Below are 17,513 nucleotides of genomic sequence, written 5' to 3'. Positions count from 1 at the left end.
CGACCGGCGCGCTCACTCCGCCTGACGCTCCCGACGAAGGACCTCGTGCCGGGGGCTCGCCGGGTTCAACAGCGAGTGGCGTCGCCCGTAGGCGAAGTACACGATGAGACCGATCACGAGCCAGACCCCGAACCGCAGCCAGGTCTCCCAGTGCAACTGCAGGATCAGGAAGCCGGACGCCAGGACGCCGAACGCCGGGACGAACGGCATCAACGGCAACCGGAAGGAGCGGGGCTCGTCCGGCTTCGTGTACCGGAACACGATCACCGACACGCAGACCACGATGAAGGCGGCCAGGATGCCGATGTTCGTGAGGTCGGCGACCTGCTTGATCGGGAACACCCCGGCGAAGACGGCTGCCGCGCCGCCGGCGATCCAGGTCACCCGCTGCGGCACGCCTCGCCGGTCCGTGCGCGAGAACCACCGCGGAAGGAGACCGTCACGACTCATCGAGAACCAGACACGGGTGACGCCCAACAGGAACGTCAGCATCACGGTGAGGATCGACAGGACGGCGAACACGGAGATGATCGTCGCCACCACGGGCAGGCCGACACTCTGGAACGCCGATGCGAACCCGGCGGTGGGGTCGATGTCGGTGTAGTTCTGCATACCGGTCAGGACGAGGGTGGCCGCGACGTACAGGAGCATGGCGACGATGAGGGAGAGGATGATCGCCTTCGGCATGTGCTTCTTGCCGTCCTTCGCCTCCTCGGCCGCCGTGCTCATCGCGTCGTATCCGAAGACCGCGAAGAAGACCGTCGCGGCACCGGCGAACACCGGCCCGAAACCGCTGGGGAGGAACGGATCGTAGTTCTCCCCGTTGATGTAGAAGACCCCGAGGCCGATGATGAACAGGATGAGCAGGACCTTGATGCCGACCGCGATGAGCTCGAATCGACCGAAGGCCTTCGTCCCGCGACTCAGGATGAAGGTCACGAGGAGACAGACGAAGATGGCGGGGAGATTGACGAGGCCGCCCTTCCCCTCGTCGGCGGTCGAGGTCATCCAGGCCGGCATGTGGATCCCGATGCCGGACAGGAAGGCGTCGAAGTAGCCGGAGATCCCGATCGCGACCACCGCGACGATCGCGATGTACTCGAGCAACAGGTCCCAGCCGATGAACCAGCCGATGATCTCGCCGAGCGCCACATACCCGTAGGTGTAGGCGGACCCGGCTCTCGGGATCATGCCGGCGAACTCCGCGTACGACAACGCCGCGGCCGCGGAGGCGAGACCCGCGATCAGGAACGAGAAGAGGACGGCCGGCCCGACAGCGGGCGAGGCCTCGCTCCCATGAGCGACGAGTCCGGCGAGGGAGAAGATCCCCACCCCGATGATGCCACCGACCCCGATGGCCGTGAGTTGCCAGAGCCCGAGGCTCTTGAACAGCTTCGAACCGGAGGTCTCATCCTCGATCTCCGCGATCGGCTTCTTCCGGAGCAGCGAGCGGCTCCGATCGTCTGTACTCATGCTTGCCTCCGACGATGCTGCGGGCGTCGTTGCACCGCGCCATCGACGATAGCTGAGAACCAGCGCGGAGTGACCCGCCGATTGTCGGCCTACTCGGCCGCGTACCGCTGCGGGATCGCCAGGCGCTGCCCAGGCTCGACACCGGCGGTGCTGAGCTGGTTGAGGTTCATGATCTCGGCGATGACGTCGCGCGGGTCGGCGTCGGGTGCGATGGACTCGGCCAGCTGCCAGAGCGACTCGCCCGGGTCGACCGTGATGTACGTGAACGTGGCTCCCGCCGCCGCCGTGTTGGCCGCGGCACCGCCTGCGGAGAGTCCGACGACCGCGACGCCGATGACCAGCGGGATGGCGGCGAGCGTGGTGAAGACGACGCGGCCGCGCTTCGTCAGGCGGAGTCGGCGTGTGGACGGTGCGTCCGACGTCGGTGCCTGCGCCGTCCGTGCGGGAAGCGCCCGGTGGGACCCGATCAGTGCTGCGCTCATGTCAACCCTCCAAGAGTGTGCTCATCATGTGATGAGGACTCGTACCCGACACTCGACCAGGAGTGCCGGATACGAACCTGTGTTCCGAATATATCTTCGATTGTTCGAATACTCAACCCTGTCTTCGTACCTGAGACGCGCGGGATCGGCGACACGCTCGAACAGATGTTTGTCTGGACGAGCTGGTGCGGATACAGTTTCGAGTGTTGGAAGCAGTACACCACCACCCACCGACATCGGTCACCGACAGCCGATCAGGGCAGGAGCGAAGATGGCAGCGAACACGGCGGGCGACGGAGCCCGGGAGCGCCAGATCGGCGGCACCCGGCGACGGAAGAGCCTGAGCGACAAGCAGCTGGCGATCCTCGACGTCATCCAGCGCTCGGTCTCTCAGCGCGGATATCCGCCGAGCATGCGCGAGATCGGCGACGCCGTCGGGCTCGCCTCCCTGTCGAGTGTCACGCACCAACTCGGACAGCTCGAACTCAGCGGATACCTCCGACGCGATCCCAACCGTCCCCGCGCCATCGAGGTGCTCATCGACCTGCCGAGCGCCGTCGAGGGCAGCGATCCCGACTCCGCTCCCCCGGTCGGCGACGCCGCCATGGTCCCGCTCGTCGGTCGCATCGCCGCCGGCATCCCGATCACGGCCGAGCAGCAGGTCGAGGAGATCTTCCCCCTGCCGCGTCAGCTGGTCGGCAAGGGCAGTCTGTTCATGCTGAAGGTCGTCGGCGACTCGATGGTCGACGCCGCGATCTGCGACGGCGACTGGGTCGTCATCCGCGAGCAGAAAACCGCCGAGAACGGCGAGATCGTCGCGGCGATGCTCGACGAGGAGGCGACCGTGAAGGTGTTCCGCCAGCGCGACGGTCACACCTGGCTGCTCCCCCGGAACTCGGCCTTCGAACCGATCCTCGGCGACCACGCCGAGGTCCTCGGCAAGGTCGTCGCCGTGCTCCGGACGGTCTGACCGACCGGACCACTCCGCGACACCGACGAGGGCCGGGACGATCCGTGGATCGTCCCGGCCTTCGTCCGTGCCGGACCGACGACGTCAGCCGGTCGCACCGACCCGTGCGCGGACCACACGCGTGGCCTCGACGATGTTGGCGAGGGAGGCGACCGTCTCCTCGTACCCTCGCGTCTTGAGTCCGCAGTCCGGGTTCACCCAGACCTGTCGCTGCGGGATCCCCTCCAGCGCGATCTCGAGCAACGCGGTCACCTCCGCGACGCTCGGCACCCGAGGCGAGTGGATGTCGTAGACGCCCGGGCCGATGCCGTGGTCGAAACCACTCGCCCGGATGTCGGACACGACCTCCATCCGAGACCGTGCCGCCTCGATGCTCGTCACATCGGCGTCCAGTCGTCGGATCGCGTCGATCACCACGCCGAACTCGGAGTAGCAGAGGTGGGTGTGGATCTGCGTCTCGGCCCGCACGCCCGCGGTCGCCAGCCGGAAGGAGCCCACCGACCAGTCGAGGTACCGCCCCTGGTCCGCCCGCCGGAGCGGGAGCAGTTCGCGGAGTGCGGGTTCGTCGACCTGGATGATGCGGATGCCGGCCCGCTCCAGGTCGGCGATCTCGTCACGCAGGGCGAGGGCGACCTGGTTCGCCGTCTCGGCGAGCGGTTGGTCGTCGCGCACGAACGACCAGGCGAGGATCGTCACCGGGCCCGTGAGCATGCCCTTCACCGGCTTGGTGGTCAACGACTGCGTGTAGGCCGACCACTCGACCGTGATCGGCGCCGGTCGCGAGACGTCACCCCACAGGATCGACGGACGGGTGCATCGCGAACCGTAGGACTGCACCCACCCGTGCTCCGTCACGGCGAACCCGTCGAGGTGCTCGGCGAAGTACTGGACCATGTCGTTGCGCTCAGGCTCGCCGTGGACGACGACGTCGATCCCGAGGTCCTCCTGCAGCGCCACGACGCGCCCGATCTCCGCGCGCATCGTCGCGACGTAGGCCTCCTCGTCGAGCGTCCCGGCGACCCGCTGCGCGCGGGCGCGACGGATGTCGCCGGTCTGCGGGAAGGAGCCGATCGTCGTCGTCGGGAGGAACGGCAGGCCGAGCGCCTGCTCCTGCGCCGTGGCGCGCTCCTGGTAGTCGTCTCGGGTGAAGTCCGCTGGTGCGAGCGCTGCCGTCCGTGCGCGGATGGCGGCATCGACCACCCCCGGCGCGGCGAGCCGATCGTCGAGCGCGGCCGACGCTGCGGTGAGCTCGGCCGCGATGGACGCACGCCCTTGGGTGAGACCACGTGCGAGGACCGCGATCTGATCCACCTTCTGGTCGGCGAAGGCGAGCCAGCTCCGCAAACGTGGGTCGAGCTTCGTCTCCACCGACACGTCGTGCGGGACGTGCAGGAGGGACGTCGAGGTGGACACCGCGAGCTGCGGGAAACGGTCCGCCGCGCGCTCCAGGAGATCGGCCGCGGCGGCCAGGTCGCCGCGCCACACGTTGTGGCCATCGATCACTCCCGCGACGACGGTCTTCGACGCGAGTCCGGGAGACGAGTCCGGCAGGCCTCCTCGGACGAGGTCGACACCGACAGCCTCGACCCCCGAGTCGGCCAGCACCGGGAGGGCATCGCCCAAGGCGCCGTAGGGAGCCGCGACGAAGATCGACGGACGGTCGGACACGGCGGACAGGACGGCCGTCGATCGTTCGAGCGCCGCGAGGACCGTCGACCTCGGCACGTCGAACGTCTCCGACACCAGTGCGGGTTCGTCGAGCTGCACCCAGGGCGCGCCGGCAGCGGCCAGGCGCTGGAGGAGTTCCGCGTAGACGGGCAGCAACGCTTCCAGTCGGTCGATCGGGGCGAATCCCGCTGAGGCCCCCTCGGCCGCCTTGGACAGCAGCAGGAACGTCACGGGGCCCACGATGACCGGCCGCGTCACGTACCCCTCGGCGAGGCCCTCGCGGAACTGCTCGACCACTCGGTCGTCGGAGAGCGCGAACGGCGTCGACTCGCCGATCTCCGGGACGAGGTAGTGGTAGTTCGAGTCGAACCACTTCGTCATCTCGAGCGGGGCGAGGTCGCCGGCGCCACGAGCGATCGTGAACGCCCCGACGAGGTCGACCCGACCGTCGGCCCCGACGAGCGACGAGAAGCGCTCCGGGACGGCGCCGACGGTGAGCGCTGCGTCCAGGACCTGGTCGTAGAACGAGAAGCTCTCGGGGATCGCGGCGTTCGTCGGGTCGAGGCCGAGCCCCGCGAGGCGGGCACGCGTGGCGGCGCGCAGCTCGGAGGCCGTCCGCTCGAGCGCCTCGGCGTCGATCCGGCCGGCCCAGAAGGACTCGACGGCGCGCTTCAACTCCCGGTTCGGCCCGATGCGCGGGTAGCCGAGGATGGTGCCGACGGGGAATGCGGAAGTGGGGTTCATCGTGCGTCCTTGCTGGTGAGTGGATCGGGGATGGGATGACGGACCGGTCGGCCGCCTTGCACGGGGATGCCGGCACGGTGCAACACGTCGAGCACCGTCCGATGCTGGTTGAAGGCGTAGAGGTGGACGCCCGGCGCGCCGCCCGCGACGACGTCGCGGATGAGCCTCGCGGAGTAGTCGGTGCCGATGTCGATCCGTCCCGCTTCGTCCGGCTCGACCTCGAGCGCGATGGCCAGGTCGCTCGGGAGCGCCTCGCCGCTGAGCTCGAGCACTCGACGCAACCGCGCCGGACTCGTGATGGGCATCACGCCCGGCAGGATGGGCATGGTGACGCCGTGACGTCTCGCGCGTTCGGCGAAGGCGAGGTAGTCGTCGGCGTGGAAGAAGAGCTGGGTGATGGCGAGCGTCGCCCCAGCCGCCTGCTTGGCCAACAGGGTGTCGAGGTCCTGCGTCGTCGACCGCGAGCGCGGGTGGCCGTTGGGGAACGCGGCGACCGCGATCCGCGGCCGATGGCGTCGCCCGAGCTGCACCGCGCCCGGGAGGCCGACCAGCGACCCCTCGGCGTAGGGCTCGTGCTCGGCACTGACCCGGCCGATGAGCTGCACGAGTTCCGCGGCACTCCCCAGATCACCGAGGAAGGCGTCCCCCTCGACGGCTCCGGCAGGCGGGTCGCCGCGGAGCGCGAGGAAACTGTGCACCCCGGCATCGAGGAAGTCCTTGATGAGTCGGCTGGCCTGCGCGTGCGTCGAACCGACGCAGGTGAGATGGGCCATCGGGTCCACCGAGGTCGACGTCCGGATGCTCCGCAGCACGTCCAGGCTCGCCGTTCGCGAGGAACCGCCGGCGCCGAAGGTGACCGAGATGAACTCCGGGCCGGCGGCGGCCAGGTGCTCGACCGTCCGTGCGAGCGCGACGCCGCCGTCGAGCGTCTTGGGCGGGTACAGCTCGAAGGAGAAGGGGGTACGCCCGGGACAGGCGGGCTCCGTCATGGTCATGGGGTCTCGTCTCGGTGGCAGCGGATCGAGAGCCGGCGACCACGCAGCACGCAGCGGTTCCGCTGGTGTGTCGTGGGCGGGTGCCGGGCTCGGCTGTCGCTCCGATTCCGCCGGTGAGGGCGGTTACGATGCGCACGACGATAGCAACGCCCGACGATCCGCGCGACGGACATCTGTCCGACAGCGTCATCCTGCGACACATTCCCCCGGCGGCGCTCTGGTCCTACGCTGATGCCATGACCGCGGGCACCAGGCACCGGGGCGCCGAGCGCCGAGTACTCGGTTCGCGCGTCATCGCGTCCTGCGTGGCGGTGGTGATCGCCCTGTCCGGGTGCACGGCCGCCGGTTCGTCCGCGCCGACGGCGACACGTGCAGCCTCAGCGGAGGACCTCGTCGTCGAGTTCCGTCAGAACCGGGACCAGTCCGCGAGCGACGCCGCGATCGTCCGGGTCGGCAACGGCGGCGACCACGACATCACGATCGTCGGACTCGAGCTGGCGGGGTCGGCGTTCACCGCGCCGACCGTCCGGGACCGCTCCTCGACGATCCGCGCTGGACAGACCACGGACCTCGCCGTCGAGCTGCCCCCGATCGACTGCGACGCACGCGACGAGGACGCGCAGGTCGATCTCCTGCTCCGACTCGACGACGGCGCGGTCCTGTCCGCCGCCGACCTCCCCGATCCGACGAACGCGCTGCAGCCGATCCGTGCCTCGACGTGCACCCTGGCGGCCGTGCAACGCATCGCCGAGGTGGCCGCAGCTCCCGGGATCCGCCTCGAGGGTGCCGGAGCCACGACGGTCGCCGTCCTGACGATCACGGCCGTGCCGACCGGCGCTCCGGGTCGGCTGGAGCTCGTCGCGCTGCGCTCGACGGTCCTGCTGCGACCGGCGCCGACGGACGGCGGCGGTGACCCACCCCAGGACTGGCCGCTCAGCCGGACCGTCGACGCCGCCGACGGTCCGCAGTCCATCGAACTGCGGATCGTGCCGACCCGGTGCGACCCGCACGCCCTGGCGGAGGACAAGGTGGGGACCCTCTTCCCACTCGTCGTGCGGATCGGCAACGGGCCGGAGGCCGTCATGACCCTGCCGCTCGACGCCGACACGGCGGAGGCGCTCAAGGATGCCGTCCGCGCGCGCTGCGCGTGAGGAGTCGGTGGGGGGTCCGGTCAGCCGGCCACGGCGGGTGCCGGGACGACCTCGGCGAACGGCGCGAGGGCGGCGGCGAGCTCGGCACCGACCAGGGCGTGCACGATCGTGCCACGCTCGTCGTAGTCCGTCGACAGCACCTTGCCGCGTTCGTGCAGCAGTGTGACCAGGTCTCCGCGGTCGAAGGGCACGATGACGTGGACCTCGTTGCTCGGCGACGGGATCAGCGTCTCGATGCGCTCCATGAGCTCGTCGATCCCGAGACCGGTGCGGGCCGACACGAAGACGGCGTCCGGGACGAGACCGCGGAGCACGAGCAGCTGGCCGTCGTCCACGAGGTCGGCCTTGTTAAACACGACCAGCTCGGGGATGTGCCGAGCTCCGACCTCACCGATGACATCGCGCACGGTGGCGATCTGGCCGGCAGGATCGGGGTGGGCGGCATCGACGACGTGCACGATGACGTCGCTGTCGGCGACCTCCTCGAGCGTCGAGCGGAAGGCCTCGACCAGCTGGTGCGGCAGGTTGCGCACGAAGCCGACCGTGTCGGCCAGGGTGTACTCGCGTCCGTCGGAGGTCACGTTGCGGCGGACCGTCGCGTCGAGCGTCGCGAAGAGCGAGTTCTCAACCAGGACGCCGGCCTTCGTGATGCGGTTCAGCAGGCTGGACTTCCCGGCGTTCGTGTACCCCGCGATCGCGACCGACGGCACCGTGTTACGGCGACGGTTGGCCCGCTTGGCCTCGCGCGCAGGCTTCATCGCCGTGATCGACTTGCGCAGTTTCGCCATCCGGGTGTGGATGCGGCGTCGGTCGAGTTCGATCTTCGTCTCACCGGGGCCCCTCGACCCCATACCGGCACCGGCACCACCGACCTGGCCACCGGCCTGACGGCTCATGGACTCACCCCAGCCTCGGAGGCGGGGCAGGAGGTACTCGAGTTGGGCGAGCTCGACCTGCGCCTTGCCCTCTCGGCTCTTCGCGTGCTGGCTGAAGATGTCGAGGATGACCGCCGTGCGGTCGATGACCTTCACGCCGACCGCGTCCTCGAGGGCGCGACGCTGGCTGGGTGCGAGCTCCGTGTCGGCGATCACCGTGTCGGCGCCGAGCGCCTGGACGATGGACTTCAGCTCCTGGGCCTTGCCTCGACCGAGATACGTGCTCGGGTCGGGGTGCGGTTTGCGCTGCAGGAGCCCGTCGAGGACGACGGCGCCGGCGGTCTCCGCGAGCGCTGCGAGTTCGCGGAGGGAGTTCTCCGCGTCGTGGAGCGCACCCTGCGGGTAGACGCCGATGATAACGACGTTCTCCAGCCGGAGCTGCCGGTACTCGACCTCGGTGACGTCCTCGAGCTCCGTCGAGAGCCCGGCGACGCGACGGAGGGCCTGTCGGTCCTCGCGGTCGTACTGCTCGCCGTCGTCGGAGCTGCCGCCCGAGGCATCGCCGGTCTGCAACGCCGCGGCACCACTGCCGAACAGGGTGTACCCGCTCGATCGGGACGCGGCACTCGTGAGCACACGTGCGACGACGTCGTCGGGATCGGTGACCGAGGCGTCGTCCACCACCGCCTCGACATCGACATCGGTGTCGTCTGCGTGGTCCTGGGGTGCGTCCATCGGTGGTCTAGGCATCGCGTTAACCCTACTTCCTCCTGGTCCGGTACCGTTCCTGTATGTCGAACGAGCACTACTTCACCGCCGAACCCGCGAGCGAGTTGCAGCTCAAACCGATCACCGCACGCCTCGGCGGCGTCGACCGTTCGCTCGTCTCGGCGGGCGGCGTCTTCAGTCCGGGTCACCTCGATCAGGGCACCCAGGTGCTGCTCGCGAACACCCCTCCTCCCCCGCCGACGGGCGACCTCCTCGACATCGGCTGCGGCTGGGGTCCGATCGCCCTGTCGCTCGGGCTCGCGTCGCCGGACGCGACCGTCTGGGCGGTCGACGTGAACGAACGCGCGCTCGACCTGACCCGGATCAACGCGGAACGCCTCGGACTCGTCAACATCCGTGCCGTCCTCCCCGACGACGTCCCCGACACGGTCCGCTTCGTGACCATCTGGTCGAACCCGCCGATCCGCGTCGGTAAGGACGAACTGCACCGCATGCTCATGCACTGGTTGCCGCGGCTCGAGGACGAGGGTGACGCCTGGCTCGTCGTGCAGAAGAACCTCGGCTCGGACTCACTGCAGAAGTGGTTGCAGGAGCAGCTGCCGACGTCGTTCCACGTCGGACGTGCGGCCATGGCCAAGGGCTTCCGCGTCCTGCACGCCCGGCGCCGGGAGCTCCGTTCGGCCTGACCGGCTCAGGCCAGGGTGATCGTCCCGGAGTAGACGAGCGTCGCCGGACCGGCCAGCACCACGTGCTCGCCATCTGCGCCGGGAACCATGCGCACCCCGAGCACCCCGCCCGGCACCTCGACGCGCCAGTCGTTCGGAGCCGCCGCGCCCGCCCAGTGGCGGAACGCGAGCGCCGCGGCAGCCGTCCCGGTGCCACAGCTCAGGGTCTCACCGCTCCCGCGCTCGTGGACGCGCATGCGGATCCGGGCCACGCCGTCGGCGATGAGCGGCTCACCCGGGACGACCAACTCGACGTTGGCACCGTGCGGCGGTGCGGGGTCGAGCTGTGGGACGTACTCCAGTTCCGCTCCGTCGAGTTCGGCGGCGTCGGCGACCGCGACGACGATGTGCGGGTTGCCGACGTCGATCCCGATCCCCGGGCGTGCCACGGGCAGCCCCTTCACCCGGACGAGCGTCTCCCGCTCGTCGAGGCTCCAGCGGCCGAGGTCGACGACGTAGCCGAGCGGGTCGTAGCCGACCATCCGGACGCCGGCGCGCGTGCCGATGGCGAGCTGTTCGCCGGGGGCCAGCTCCACGAGCCCGCTCTCGAGCAGGTAGTGCAGGAACACCCGGATGCCGTTGCCGCACATCTCCGCGACCGAACCGTCGGCGTTGTGGTAGTCCATGAACCACTCCGCGGCAGGGTCTTCAGCGAGCACGGCCGCCCCGGCATCGAGGTGCGCGGACCGGACGGCGCGGATGACGCCGTCAGCACCGATCCCGAAGTGCCGGTCGCAGAGCGCCGCGATCTGGCCCGGATCGAGGGCCTCCTGGCCGTCAGGATCGGAGAAGAGCACGAAGTCGTTGCCCGTGCCGTGGCCCTTCGTGAAGGAGAGTGTCGACGCCATCCGACCAGTCTACGGGCGCACTCGGCGGGCCAGCTCACTCGCCTCGGCGCTGCCGCCCTCCACCCAGGTAATCGCCGGATAGCGCTTGAACCAGCTGACCTGACGGCGCGCGTACCGCCTCGTCAGGCGCTGGGTCTCGGCGATCGCCTCCGCTTCGGTGAGCTCCGACCGCAGTTGCGCCACCGCCTGCGCGTAGCCGATCGCACGGCCGGCGGTCACACCCTGCTCGAGGCCGTGGCCGAGCAGCTCGGCCGTCTCCGCGACGAGTCCCGCGTCCCACATCATCTCGACGCGCCGGTCGAGGCGCTCGACGAGGACCTCTCGCGGTGTCGAGACCCCGATGACCTCGACCGGCCGCCACGGGACGGGGCGTTCCGGAAGCGCTGCACCGTGGCCGCGCTCGGCCAACTCGTGGACTTCGAGTGCGCGCACGACCCGACGGGCGTTCGCCGCATCGATGCGGTCGGCGGTCGTGGGATCCGCCAGGCGGAGCCGCTCGATGAGCGCCGGGAGCCCCTCCTCCTCGAGTTCCCGTTCCAGGCGCTCGCGCAGGGCGCGGTCTCTCGGCGGGAACCGGAAGTCGTGGATGACGCTCGAGACGTACAGCCCGGAACCGCCGACGAGGATCGGCGTCACCCCACGCGCGGTGAGCTCGTCGATCACGGCACGGGCCGTCGGCTGGTACCAGGCGACGGACGCCTCCTGCGTGACGTCCAGGACGTCGAAGAGGTGGTGCGGGATCCCGCGCCGCTCCTCCATGGGCAGCTTCGCGGTCCCGATGTCCATGCCGCGATAGAACTGCATGGCATCGGCGTTGACGATCTCGGCTGGACGCCCCGCCTCGCGGAGAGCGGTCGCCAGCTCGAGCGACAGTGCGGACTTCCCCGTCCCGGTCGCTCCGACGACCGCGAGGAAGCCGGTCACCGACGTTCGCCGTCGCTCGGGTCGTAGATGGGAGACGTGGTCACGCCGACGGTCGTTGCCCCGATGCGCAGGCCCGGCAAGCCGAGGGAGACGCGGCCTGGCTCCGCAGCACCCGTCGTCGTCGGCACACCGCAGGAATCGGCCTGAGCTCGATCCCAGGCGTCTCCGGCACGCGTCCGACGGACCCGCAGTGGCTCACCGCCCGGTGCGTCGGCGATGAGGTGGAACGACGCCGCCTCGGTGATGGTCACGGTCACGACGTCGCCCGGTCGCGGCACCTCGGAGCCCGCCGGCACCTCGAAGTGGACGAGCCGGGAGTCCTCGGCCCGCCCGCTCAGTCGATGCGTGGTGTCGTTCTTGCGACCCTCGCCGACCGCGACGAGCAACTCGACCTGCCGGCCCACCTGGCGCTGGTTCTCCTCGAGACTGATGCGGTCCTGCAACGCGATGAGTCGCTCGTACCGCTCCTGCACGACGGCCTTCGGGACCTGATCGGGCATGGTGGCCGCCGGTGTACCCGCTCGGATCGAGTACTGGAAGGTGAAGGCGCTGGCGAACCGAGCGGCCTCGACCACGCGGAGCGTCTCCTGGAAGTCCTCCTCCGTCTCGCCGGGGAACCCGACGATGATGTCGGTCGAGATGGCCGCGTGCGGGATTCTGGCACGAACCCGGTCGAGGATCCCGAGGAAGCGCTCGGACCGGTAGGAGCGACGCATCGCCTTGAGGATGCGGTCGGAACCCGATTGCAGCGGCATGTGCAGTTGCGGCATCACATTCGGCGTCTCGGCCATCGCGTCGATCACATCGTCGGTGAAGGCGGCCGGGTGCGGGCTCGTGAACCGGACGCGCTCCAGGCCCTCGATCGTGCCGGCCGCCCGCAGGAGTTTGCCGAACGCCTGACGATCCCCGAACTCGACACCGTAGGAGTTCACGTTCTGCCCGAGCAGCGTCACCTCGATGGCGCCGTCCTCGACGAGCGCGCGCAGCTCACCGAGGATCTCGCCCGGACGACGGTCCTTCTCCTTGCCACGGAGCGACGGCACGATGCAGAAGGTGCACGTGTTGTTGCACCCGACGGAGATCGAGACCCAACCGCTGTAGCTGGAATCGCGTTTGGTCGGGAGGGTCGAGGGGAAGGTGTCGAGCGACTCCAGGATCTCCAGCTGGGCCTCGTCGTTGTGCCGGGCCCGCTCCAGCAGCGACGGCAGTGAGCCCATGTTGTGCGTCCCGAAGACGACGTCCACCCACGGGGCCTTCTGGAGGATGACCTCTTTGTCCTTCTGCGCCAGACAACCGCCGACGGCGATCTGCATGCCGCTGCGCTGCTTCTTGATCGATGCCAGGTGGCCGAGGTTGCCGTACAGCTTGTTGTCGGCGTTCTCGCGGACCGCGCAGGTGTTGATGACCACGATGTCGGCCTGCTCGCCGTCCGCCTTGACGTAACCGGCTGCCTCGAGCGACCCGCTGAGCCGCTCGGAGTCGTGCACGTTCATCTGGCACCCGTAGGTGCGGACCTCATAGCTCCGCTGCCGACCTGACTCGTCGATCGCGGCGGGTGAGGCGCTGATGACCGTGGGCGTCTCGACGATGCTGCTCATACCGGCAGTCTACGCGCGGCCTGAGATGCCTCCGGTCAGCGGAAACTCACGCCGGAACGCTTCGACCCCGACAGGGCGCGCGAGCACGCCTCACGGATGATCGCCGAGCCGTATCCGCGTCTCGCGAGATAGGCCGACAGACGTCGCTCGGCCGTCGCCTGATCGAGGGAGCGCAGTTGACCGGCGCGCTTCTCGGCGACGACGAGCGCTCGTCGGAGCTCGTCGTCGTCGTCGATGGCTTCGAGGGCCTCGGAGACGATCGAGGCGTCGATGCGTCGCGAGGAGAGTTCGCGGCCGATCACCGCACGGGACTGCCCCTTGCGGGTGTGCAGGCTCTCGACGAGCTGACGCGCGAGTTCGGCGTCGTCGAGATAGCCGCGTCGGCGGAGCTCGGCGAGGACGTGCTCGACCTCGTCGGGTGCGGCGTCGTGGCCGCGGAGGAGTTCCGCGATCTCCCACTCGGAGCACCCGCGGCGAGCGAGTCGTCGCACCGCGAGCAGGTCGAGTTCGGCCAGCCGGACCTCCGGATCGACCGGAGCCTCGACCTCATCGGCTTCGGCGCGGTCGTCTGCGTCGTCGTCTTCCGGCGCCTGGACGGCCGAGGTCCAGGCGAGCGTCCGCGGGGCGGGCGCGGGTGGTGTCGTCGGGCTCGTCGCCGCGGGGGCATCGCTCGATGCGTCGCCCGGCGGGGTGGTCATCGTCTCGGCGCGCTCGGTGGACGTCCGCCGCAACGGAGCGACGGGACGCGCGACGGGCGCGGCCACGACCGGAGCCTCGTCGGGCTGCCCGACGAACCAACCGTCGGGCTCGGCAGCGGCATCTGGCGCCGGACGGCGACCGAACAGCGAGGTCACGGGGGCCACGTGCTCCGACGACTCGTCGGCCGGACCGGCGGGAGGGAAGGAGACGACCATGGTGACCTCGCTGTTCGGGGCGCGCGCTACGCGCTGCGCTTCGCGGCGGACTTCGGTGCGCCGGCGGTTGCGAGCTGCGGGGCTCCACCGGTCGCCGCCTCGAGCGCGGCGGCCTCGGCAGCAGCGACCTCGGCTGCGGCGGCATCCGCGGCCTTCTTGGTGGCGGCACCCTCGGCCCCGACACCGAGCTTGCCGAGGATCCGGCGCTCGATCTCAGCGGCGATGTCCGGGTTCTTCAGCAGGAAGTTCCGGGCGTTCTCCTTGCCCTGACCGAGCTGGTCGCCTTCGTAGGTGTACCAGGCGCCGGCCTTCTTGACGATGGCGTGCTCGACACCGAAGTCGATCAACGACCCCTCGCGCGAGATGCCCACGCCGTACAGGATGTCGAACTCGGCCTGCCGGAAGGGCGGAGCCATCTTGTTCTTGACGACCTTCACGCGCGTGCGGTTACCCACGGCCTCCGTGCCGTCCTTCAGCGTCTCGATGCGTCGGATGTCGAGGCGGACCGAGGCGTAGAACTTCAGGGCCTTACCACCGGCGGTCGTCTCGGGGCTGCCGAACATCACACCGATCTTCTCGCGCAGCTGGTTGATGAAGATCATCGTCGTGTTCGTCTGGTTCAGGCCACCGGTCAGCTTGCGCAGCGCCTGCGACATGAGGCGGGCCTGCAGACCGACGTGCGAGTCACCCATGTCGCCCTCGATCTCGGCGCGGGGCACGAGCGCCGCGACGGAGTCGATCACGATGAGGTCGATGGAACCCGAGCGCACGAGCATGTCGGCGATCTCGAGCGCCTGCTCACCAGTGTCGGGCTGGGAGACGAGCAGCGAGTCGATGTCGACGCCGAGCTTCTTGGCGTACTCGGGGTCGAGTGCGTGCTCCGCGTCGATGAAGGCGGCGATGCCCCCGGCACGCTGGGCGTTCGCGATGGCATGGAGCGTGAGCGTCGTCTTACCCGAGGACTCAGGCCCGTAGATCTCGACGATGCGGCCACGCGGGAGCCCTCCGATGCCGAGTGCGACGTCGAGGGCGATCGAGCCGGTGGAGACGACCTCGACCGGTGCGCGCTCGTCGCTACCGAGGCGCATCACCGAGCCCTTGCCGAACTGACGGTCGATCTGGGCGAGTGCGGTTTCGAGGGACTTCTCGCGTTCAGCTGGACTTGGCATGGTGTGCTTCTCTCTGCTCGGTGTCGGGTGCCTATAGGCTGTCGCCGCGTGTTCCGGGACCCGCTTCTGCTGAAGGTCGGGGCCCGAGGGCGACAAGGCGTCGGTCGTTCCTGATGTCTCCGACGGTACGCGCCACCACCGACATACACCGGCGGACGGCCCGATCCGTGCAGAACGCACTCACGAATGATCCTGTGGAGGACACTAGCACCACTAGAACGGATGTTCGATACCGATCGGGCGGCGTGTCGAAGACCGCTTCGCCCGTGGCCCTGGACGCGCTACGCGCCCGGCTGCAGTCGTCCGACGCCGTGGCGTCGCTCGTCCGGCACGTCGGTCGCGGTGCAGAGCGCGATCCAGACGTCGCGGGGCGGGACACCGGCGCGCAACGCCTCCTCGGCGGTCTTCGAGCCGAACTCGGTGAGTCCGAGGTCACCGGTGAGTACCGCTCCGTAGGCCGCGCCGAACTCGTCGGCGACGGCCGTCCTGAACTCACTCAGCTTCATTCCTGCTCCTGTCCCTTCCTCCGTCGTCCGTCCGGACGCGGAAACGCCCCGGGAGAGGGATCCCGGGGCGTTCTGCTGCCGTGCTCGCTCGATCAGCGGGAGACGAGTTCGTCCAGCTCGTTGACCAGTTCGTCCGGAACGGTGTCCGGGATGTTCGGGGAGAGACCCTCGATGACCGCGAGGCGGTCTCCGACCTCTCGCATGATGACGGAGATGGGGGTGTCGAGGGCGTCGGCCACCGATGCGAGGATCTCGCTCGATGCCTCCTTCTGGCCTCGTTCGACCTCGCTCAGGTATCCGAGTGCGACGCTCGCCTTGCTCGCCACCTGGCGCAGCGTGCGACCCTTCTGCAACCGAAAGTCCCTCAGCACGTCGCCGATCTCTTGACGGACTAGAACCACGTGACCCTCCCTCTGTGCTCTACGACCTCGTGTCGTACAGCGCTCTGCTTCTGCAACGCGGATTCACGTCGTCCCAGCTGATCGCCGTCTCGTTCGTGGATGGCCAACATTACAACCACCGTATGCCGAACAGTAACCAGGATCACTGGGCTTTTCTTGTGAATACGTCATCTGTAACGCGATGGAAACGGACGGTATTCCGCCGATCGGAGTCGGCGTTCACTCGAGTGCGCCGAGTTCGCGCACGAGGGCTTCCAACGCCAGCTCGACGGTCCGGTGTCGGATCTCCTGACGGCCTCCGTCCAGGGTGAGCGGCACCACCCGTCCACCCGCTCGCGTCACGATCCCGACGAAGACCGCCCCGACGGCCTGGCCGTCCTGCGGGTCAGGCCCGGCGACGCCGGTCGTCGCGATACCGACGTCTGCCGGAAGCCCGTCGATCGCCAGGGCACGGCGCACGCCGTCGGCCATCTGGAGGGCCACCTCCGGGTGCACGGCGCCATGGAGCGCGAGGAGGCCGGCGTCGACTCCGAGCAACGAGTGCTTCAGGCGGGTGTCGTAGGCGACCACACCGCCTCGAACCGTGGCGGACGCACCGGGAACGCTGATGAGCGCCGCGGCCAGCAGCCCGCCGGTCAGGGACTCCGCGACACCGATCGTCAACCGGGCGTTGATGAGGGCGTGGACCGCCGAGGCGGCACCGGCATCGGCCGACTCGACGGCATCGGACGTCATCGCTTGACCTGCCGGTCGGCGCGCGACCCCCGGACGGCGGTGACGACGTAGTCGATGCCGCTCGCGATGGTCAGGAGCACGGCGATGGTCATGAAGACCCCGTTCACCCAGAGCACCCAGTCACCGAGGAGCACCCAGAACGGCGCGAGGGCGAGTGAGATCGCGACGGCCTGTGCGAGAGTCTTGAGTTTCCCCATCCACGCGGCGGCGACGACATGGTCGGAGATCACGATGAAGCGGTGGACGGTGATGCCGATCTCGCGCACGAGCACGACGATCGTGACCCACCACGGCAGTTCGCCGAGGATCGACAACGCGACGAGCGCTCCGCCCGTCAGCACCTTGTCGGCGATCGGGTCGAGGATCTTGCCGAGGTCCGTCACGAGGTTGCGACTGCGGGCGATGTGCCCGTCGATGCCATCGCTCGCGATCGCGACGACGAAGAGCAGGGCCGCCCACCACCGCAGTGCGCCGTCGGATCCGTCGTCCGCCAGCAGCATCCACATGAACACGGGCGCGAGCACGATCCTCGCGACGGTGATCGCGTTCGGGAGGTTCCAGTTCGAGATGCGCGGCGCAGCAGCCGACGCGTTCGATGCCGTCATG

Annotated in this window: 17 protein-coding genes; 3 read left to right on the top strand and 14 right to left on the bottom strand. The window is 69.3% G+C overall.

The genetic code is table 11. The features are described 5' to 3' along the window. Nucleotides 1-12 precede the first annotated feature (12 nt). Both ITJ66_RS19435 and ITJ66_RS19430 read right to left on the bottom strand, forming a co-directional pair. Complete coding sequence (locus ITJ66_RS19435) at nucleotides 13-1,473, bottom strand: amino acid permease (protein WP_137243223.1); 1,461 nt, start codon at nucleotides 1,471-1,473, stop codon at nucleotides 13-15. 89 nt (nucleotides 1,474-1,562) lie between these two features. Then, on the bottom strand, nucleotides 1,563-1,955 hold the full coding sequence (locus ITJ66_RS19430) for a LysM peptidoglycan-binding domain-containing protein (RefSeq protein WP_083397438.1): 393 nt from the start codon (nucleotides 1,953-1,955) through the stop codon (nucleotides 1,563-1,565). A 271-nt stretch (nucleotides 1,956-2,226) separates the two neighbouring features. On the opposite strand from ITJ66_RS19430, the gene lexA reads away from it, so the two are divergent. After that, a complete protein-coding gene (lexA, locus tag ITJ66_RS19425) occupies nucleotides 2,227-2,925 on the top strand; it encodes a transcriptional repressor LexA (RefSeq protein ID WP_071262299.1) in 699 nt (232 codons plus the stop codon). A gap of 84 nt (nucleotides 2,926-3,009) precedes the next feature. Here lexA and metE read toward each other — a convergent pair whose 3' ends face one another. Together metE and ITJ66_RS19415 are read right to left on the bottom strand one after the other, a co-directional pair. Further along, nucleotides 3,010-5,337, bottom strand: coding sequence for a 5-methyltetrahydropteroyltriglutamate--homocysteine S-methyltransferase (gene metE / locus ITJ66_RS19420; RefSeq protein WP_194645636.1), 2,328 nt, complete (start codon nucleotides 5,335-5,337; stop codon nucleotides 3,010-3,012). Continuing rightward, on the bottom strand, nucleotides 5,334-6,332 hold the full coding sequence (locus tag ITJ66_RS19415) for a methylenetetrahydrofolate reductase (RefSeq protein ID WP_228501991.1): 999 nt from the start codon (nucleotides 6,330-6,332) through the stop codon (nucleotides 5,334-5,336). The genes metE and ITJ66_RS19415 overlap by 4 nt, the downstream gene beginning before the upstream one ends. Nucleotides 6,333-6,568: 236 nt before the next feature. Here ITJ66_RS19415 and ITJ66_RS19410 point away from each other — a divergent pair, with 236 nt between their 5' ends. Continuing rightward, nucleotides 6,569-7,483 (top strand): hypothetical protein, encoded by a 915-nt coding sequence (locus ITJ66_RS19410; RefSeq protein ID WP_194645634.1) that lies wholly within the window; start codon nucleotides 6,569-6,571, stop codon nucleotides 7,481-7,483. A gap of 20 nt (nucleotides 7,484-7,503) precedes the next feature. Here ITJ66_RS19410 and hflX read toward each other — a convergent pair whose 3' ends face one another. Continuing rightward, on the bottom strand, nucleotides 7,504-9,108 hold the full coding sequence (gene hflX, locus ITJ66_RS19405; protein WP_228498742.1) for a GTPase HflX: 1,605 nt from the start codon (nucleotides 9,106-9,108) through the stop codon (nucleotides 7,504-7,506). Between the two features lie 41 nt (nucleotides 9,109-9,149). Here hflX and ITJ66_RS19400 point away from each other — a divergent pair, with 41 nt between their 5' ends. Then, nucleotides 9,150-9,773, top strand: coding sequence for a class I SAM-dependent methyltransferase (locus tag ITJ66_RS19400; RefSeq protein ID WP_194645632.1), 624 nt, complete (start codon nucleotides 9,150-9,152; stop codon nucleotides 9,771-9,773). 5 nt (nucleotides 9,774-9,778) lie between these two features. On the opposite strand, the gene dapF is transcribed toward ITJ66_RS19400, so the two are convergent. From dapF to pgsA, 9 genes are all read right to left on the bottom strand, one after another. Next, the gene (gene dapF, locus ITJ66_RS19395; protein ID WP_194645630.1) at nucleotides 9,779-10,660 is read right to left on the bottom strand and encodes a diaminopimelate epimerase; all 882 of its coding nucleotides are present in this window, start codon (nucleotides 10,658-10,660) and stop codon (nucleotides 9,779-9,781) included. A gap of 9 nt (nucleotides 10,661-10,669) precedes the next feature. Continuing rightward, nucleotides 10,670-11,584 carry a tRNA (adenosine(37)-N6)-dimethylallyltransferase MiaA gene (gene miaA / locus ITJ66_RS19390; protein WP_194645628.1) on the bottom strand — a complete coding sequence of 305 codons (915 nt, stop codon included), beginning with the start codon at nucleotides 11,582-11,584 and terminating at the stop codon, nucleotides 10,670-10,672. After that, the gene (gene miaB, locus ITJ66_RS19385; protein WP_191941348.1) at nucleotides 11,581-13,182 is read right to left on the bottom strand and encodes a tRNA (N6-isopentenyl adenosine(37)-C2)-methylthiotransferase MiaB; all 1,602 of its coding nucleotides are present in this window, start codon (nucleotides 13,180-13,182) and stop codon (nucleotides 11,581-11,583) included. Before miaB ends, miaA begins: the two co-directional genes overlap by 4 nt. Before the next feature lie 35 nt (nucleotides 13,183-13,217). Continuing rightward, a complete protein-coding gene (locus tag ITJ66_RS19380) occupies nucleotides 13,218-14,096 on the bottom strand; it encodes a regulatory protein RecX (protein WP_191941349.1) in 879 nt (292 codons plus the stop codon). A gap of 26 nt (nucleotides 14,097-14,122) precedes the next feature. Next, nucleotides 14,123-15,265, bottom strand: a complete 1,143-nt coding sequence (gene recA / locus ITJ66_RS19375; RefSeq protein ID WP_194645626.1) for a recombinase RecA — start codon at nucleotides 15,263-15,265, stop codon at nucleotides 14,123-14,125. A 281-nt stretch (nucleotides 15,266-15,546) separates the two neighbouring features. Then, the gene (locus tag ITJ66_RS19370; RefSeq protein WP_079707086.1) at nucleotides 15,547-15,771 is read right to left on the bottom strand and encodes a DUF3046 domain-containing protein; all 225 of its coding nucleotides are present in this window, start codon (nucleotides 15,769-15,771) and stop codon (nucleotides 15,547-15,549) included. Between the two features lie 92 nt (nucleotides 15,772-15,863). After that, nucleotides 15,864-16,172 (bottom strand): helix-turn-helix domain-containing protein, encoded by a 309-nt coding sequence (locus ITJ66_RS19365; protein WP_056012120.1) that lies wholly within the window; start codon nucleotides 16,170-16,172, stop codon nucleotides 15,864-15,866. Between the two features lie 219 nt (nucleotides 16,173-16,391). Next, on the bottom strand, nucleotides 16,392-16,907 hold the full coding sequence (locus ITJ66_RS19360) for a CinA family protein (protein WP_191941350.1): 516 nt from the start codon (nucleotides 16,905-16,907) through the stop codon (nucleotides 16,392-16,394). Beyond that, nucleotides 16,904-17,512, bottom strand: coding sequence for a CDP-diacylglycerol--glycerol-3-phosphate 3-phosphatidyltransferase (pgsA, locus tag ITJ66_RS19355; RefSeq protein WP_137243233.1), 609 nt, complete (start codon nucleotides 17,510-17,512; stop codon nucleotides 16,904-16,906). The genes ITJ66_RS19360 and pgsA overlap by 4 nt, the downstream gene beginning before the upstream one ends. Nucleotide 17,513 lies beyond the last annotated feature (1 nt).

Origin of the sequence: Plantibacter sp. VKM Ac-2885 (genome assembly GCF_015351205.1) — a bacterium.
Taxonomy (GTDB): Bacteria; Actinomycetota; Actinomycetes; order Actinomycetales; family Microbacteriaceae; genus Plantibacter; species Plantibacter auratus.
This window is presented reverse-complemented; position numbering and strand designations above follow the sequence as displayed.

Excerpts from the sequence above, each read along its gene's own strand:
- ITJ66_RS19370 (WP_079707086.1), bottom strand. The coding sequence starts at position 15,771 with ATGAAGCTGAGTGAGTTCAGGACGGCCGTCGCCGACGAGTTCGGCGCG.
- ITJ66_RS19400 (WP_194645632.1), top strand. The coding sequence starts at position 9,150 with ATGTCGAACGAGCACTACTTCACCGCCGAACCCGCGAGCGAGTTGCAG.
- recA (WP_194645626.1), bottom strand. The coding sequence starts at position 15,265 with ATGCCAAGTCCAGCTGAACGCGAGAAGTCCCTCGAAACCGCACTCGCC.
- dapF (WP_194645630.1), bottom strand. The coding sequence starts at position 10,660 with ATGGCGTCGACACTCTCCTTCACGAAGGGCCACGGCACGGGCAACGAC.
- ITJ66_RS19410 (WP_194645634.1), top strand. The coding sequence starts at position 6,569 with ATGACCGCGGGCACCAGGCACCGGGGCGCCGAGCGCCGAGTACTCGGT.
- miaB (WP_191941348.1), bottom strand. The coding sequence starts at position 13,182 with ATGAGCAGCATCGTCGAGACGCCCACGGTCATCAGCGCCTCACCCGCC.
- ITJ66_RS19360 (WP_191941350.1), bottom strand. The coding sequence starts at position 16,907 with ATGACGTCCGATGCCGTCGAGTCGGCCGATGCCGGTGCCGCCTCGGCG.
- ITJ66_RS19430 (WP_083397438.1), bottom strand. The coding sequence starts at position 1,955 with ATGAGCGCAGCACTGATCGGGTCCCACCGGGCGCTTCCCGCACGGACG.
- ITJ66_RS19380 (WP_191941349.1), bottom strand. The coding sequence starts at position 14,096 with ATGGTCGTCTCCTTCCCTCCCGCCGGTCCGGCCGACGAGTCGTCGGAG.
- lexA (WP_071262299.1), top strand. The coding sequence starts at position 2,227 with ATGGCAGCGAACACGGCGGGCGACGGAGCCCGGGAGCGCCAGATCGGC.
- ITJ66_RS19415 (WP_228501991.1), bottom strand. The coding sequence starts at position 6,332 with ATGACCATGACGGAGCCCGCCTGTCCCGGGCGTACCCCCTTCTCCTTC.
- pgsA (WP_137243233.1), bottom strand. The coding sequence starts at position 17,512 with ATGACGGCATCGAACGCGTCGGCTGCTGCGCCGCGCATCTCGAACTGG.
- metE (WP_194645636.1), bottom strand. The coding sequence starts at position 5,337 with ATGAACCCCACTTCCGCATTCCCCGTCGGCACCATCCTCGGCTACCCG.
- hflX (WP_228498742.1), bottom strand. The coding sequence starts at position 9,108 with ATGCCTAGACCACCGATGGACGCACCCCAGGACCACGCAGACGACACC.
- ITJ66_RS19435 (WP_137243223.1), bottom strand. The coding sequence starts at position 1,473 with ATGAGTACAGACGATCGGAGCCGCTCGCTGCTCCGGAAGAAGCCGATC.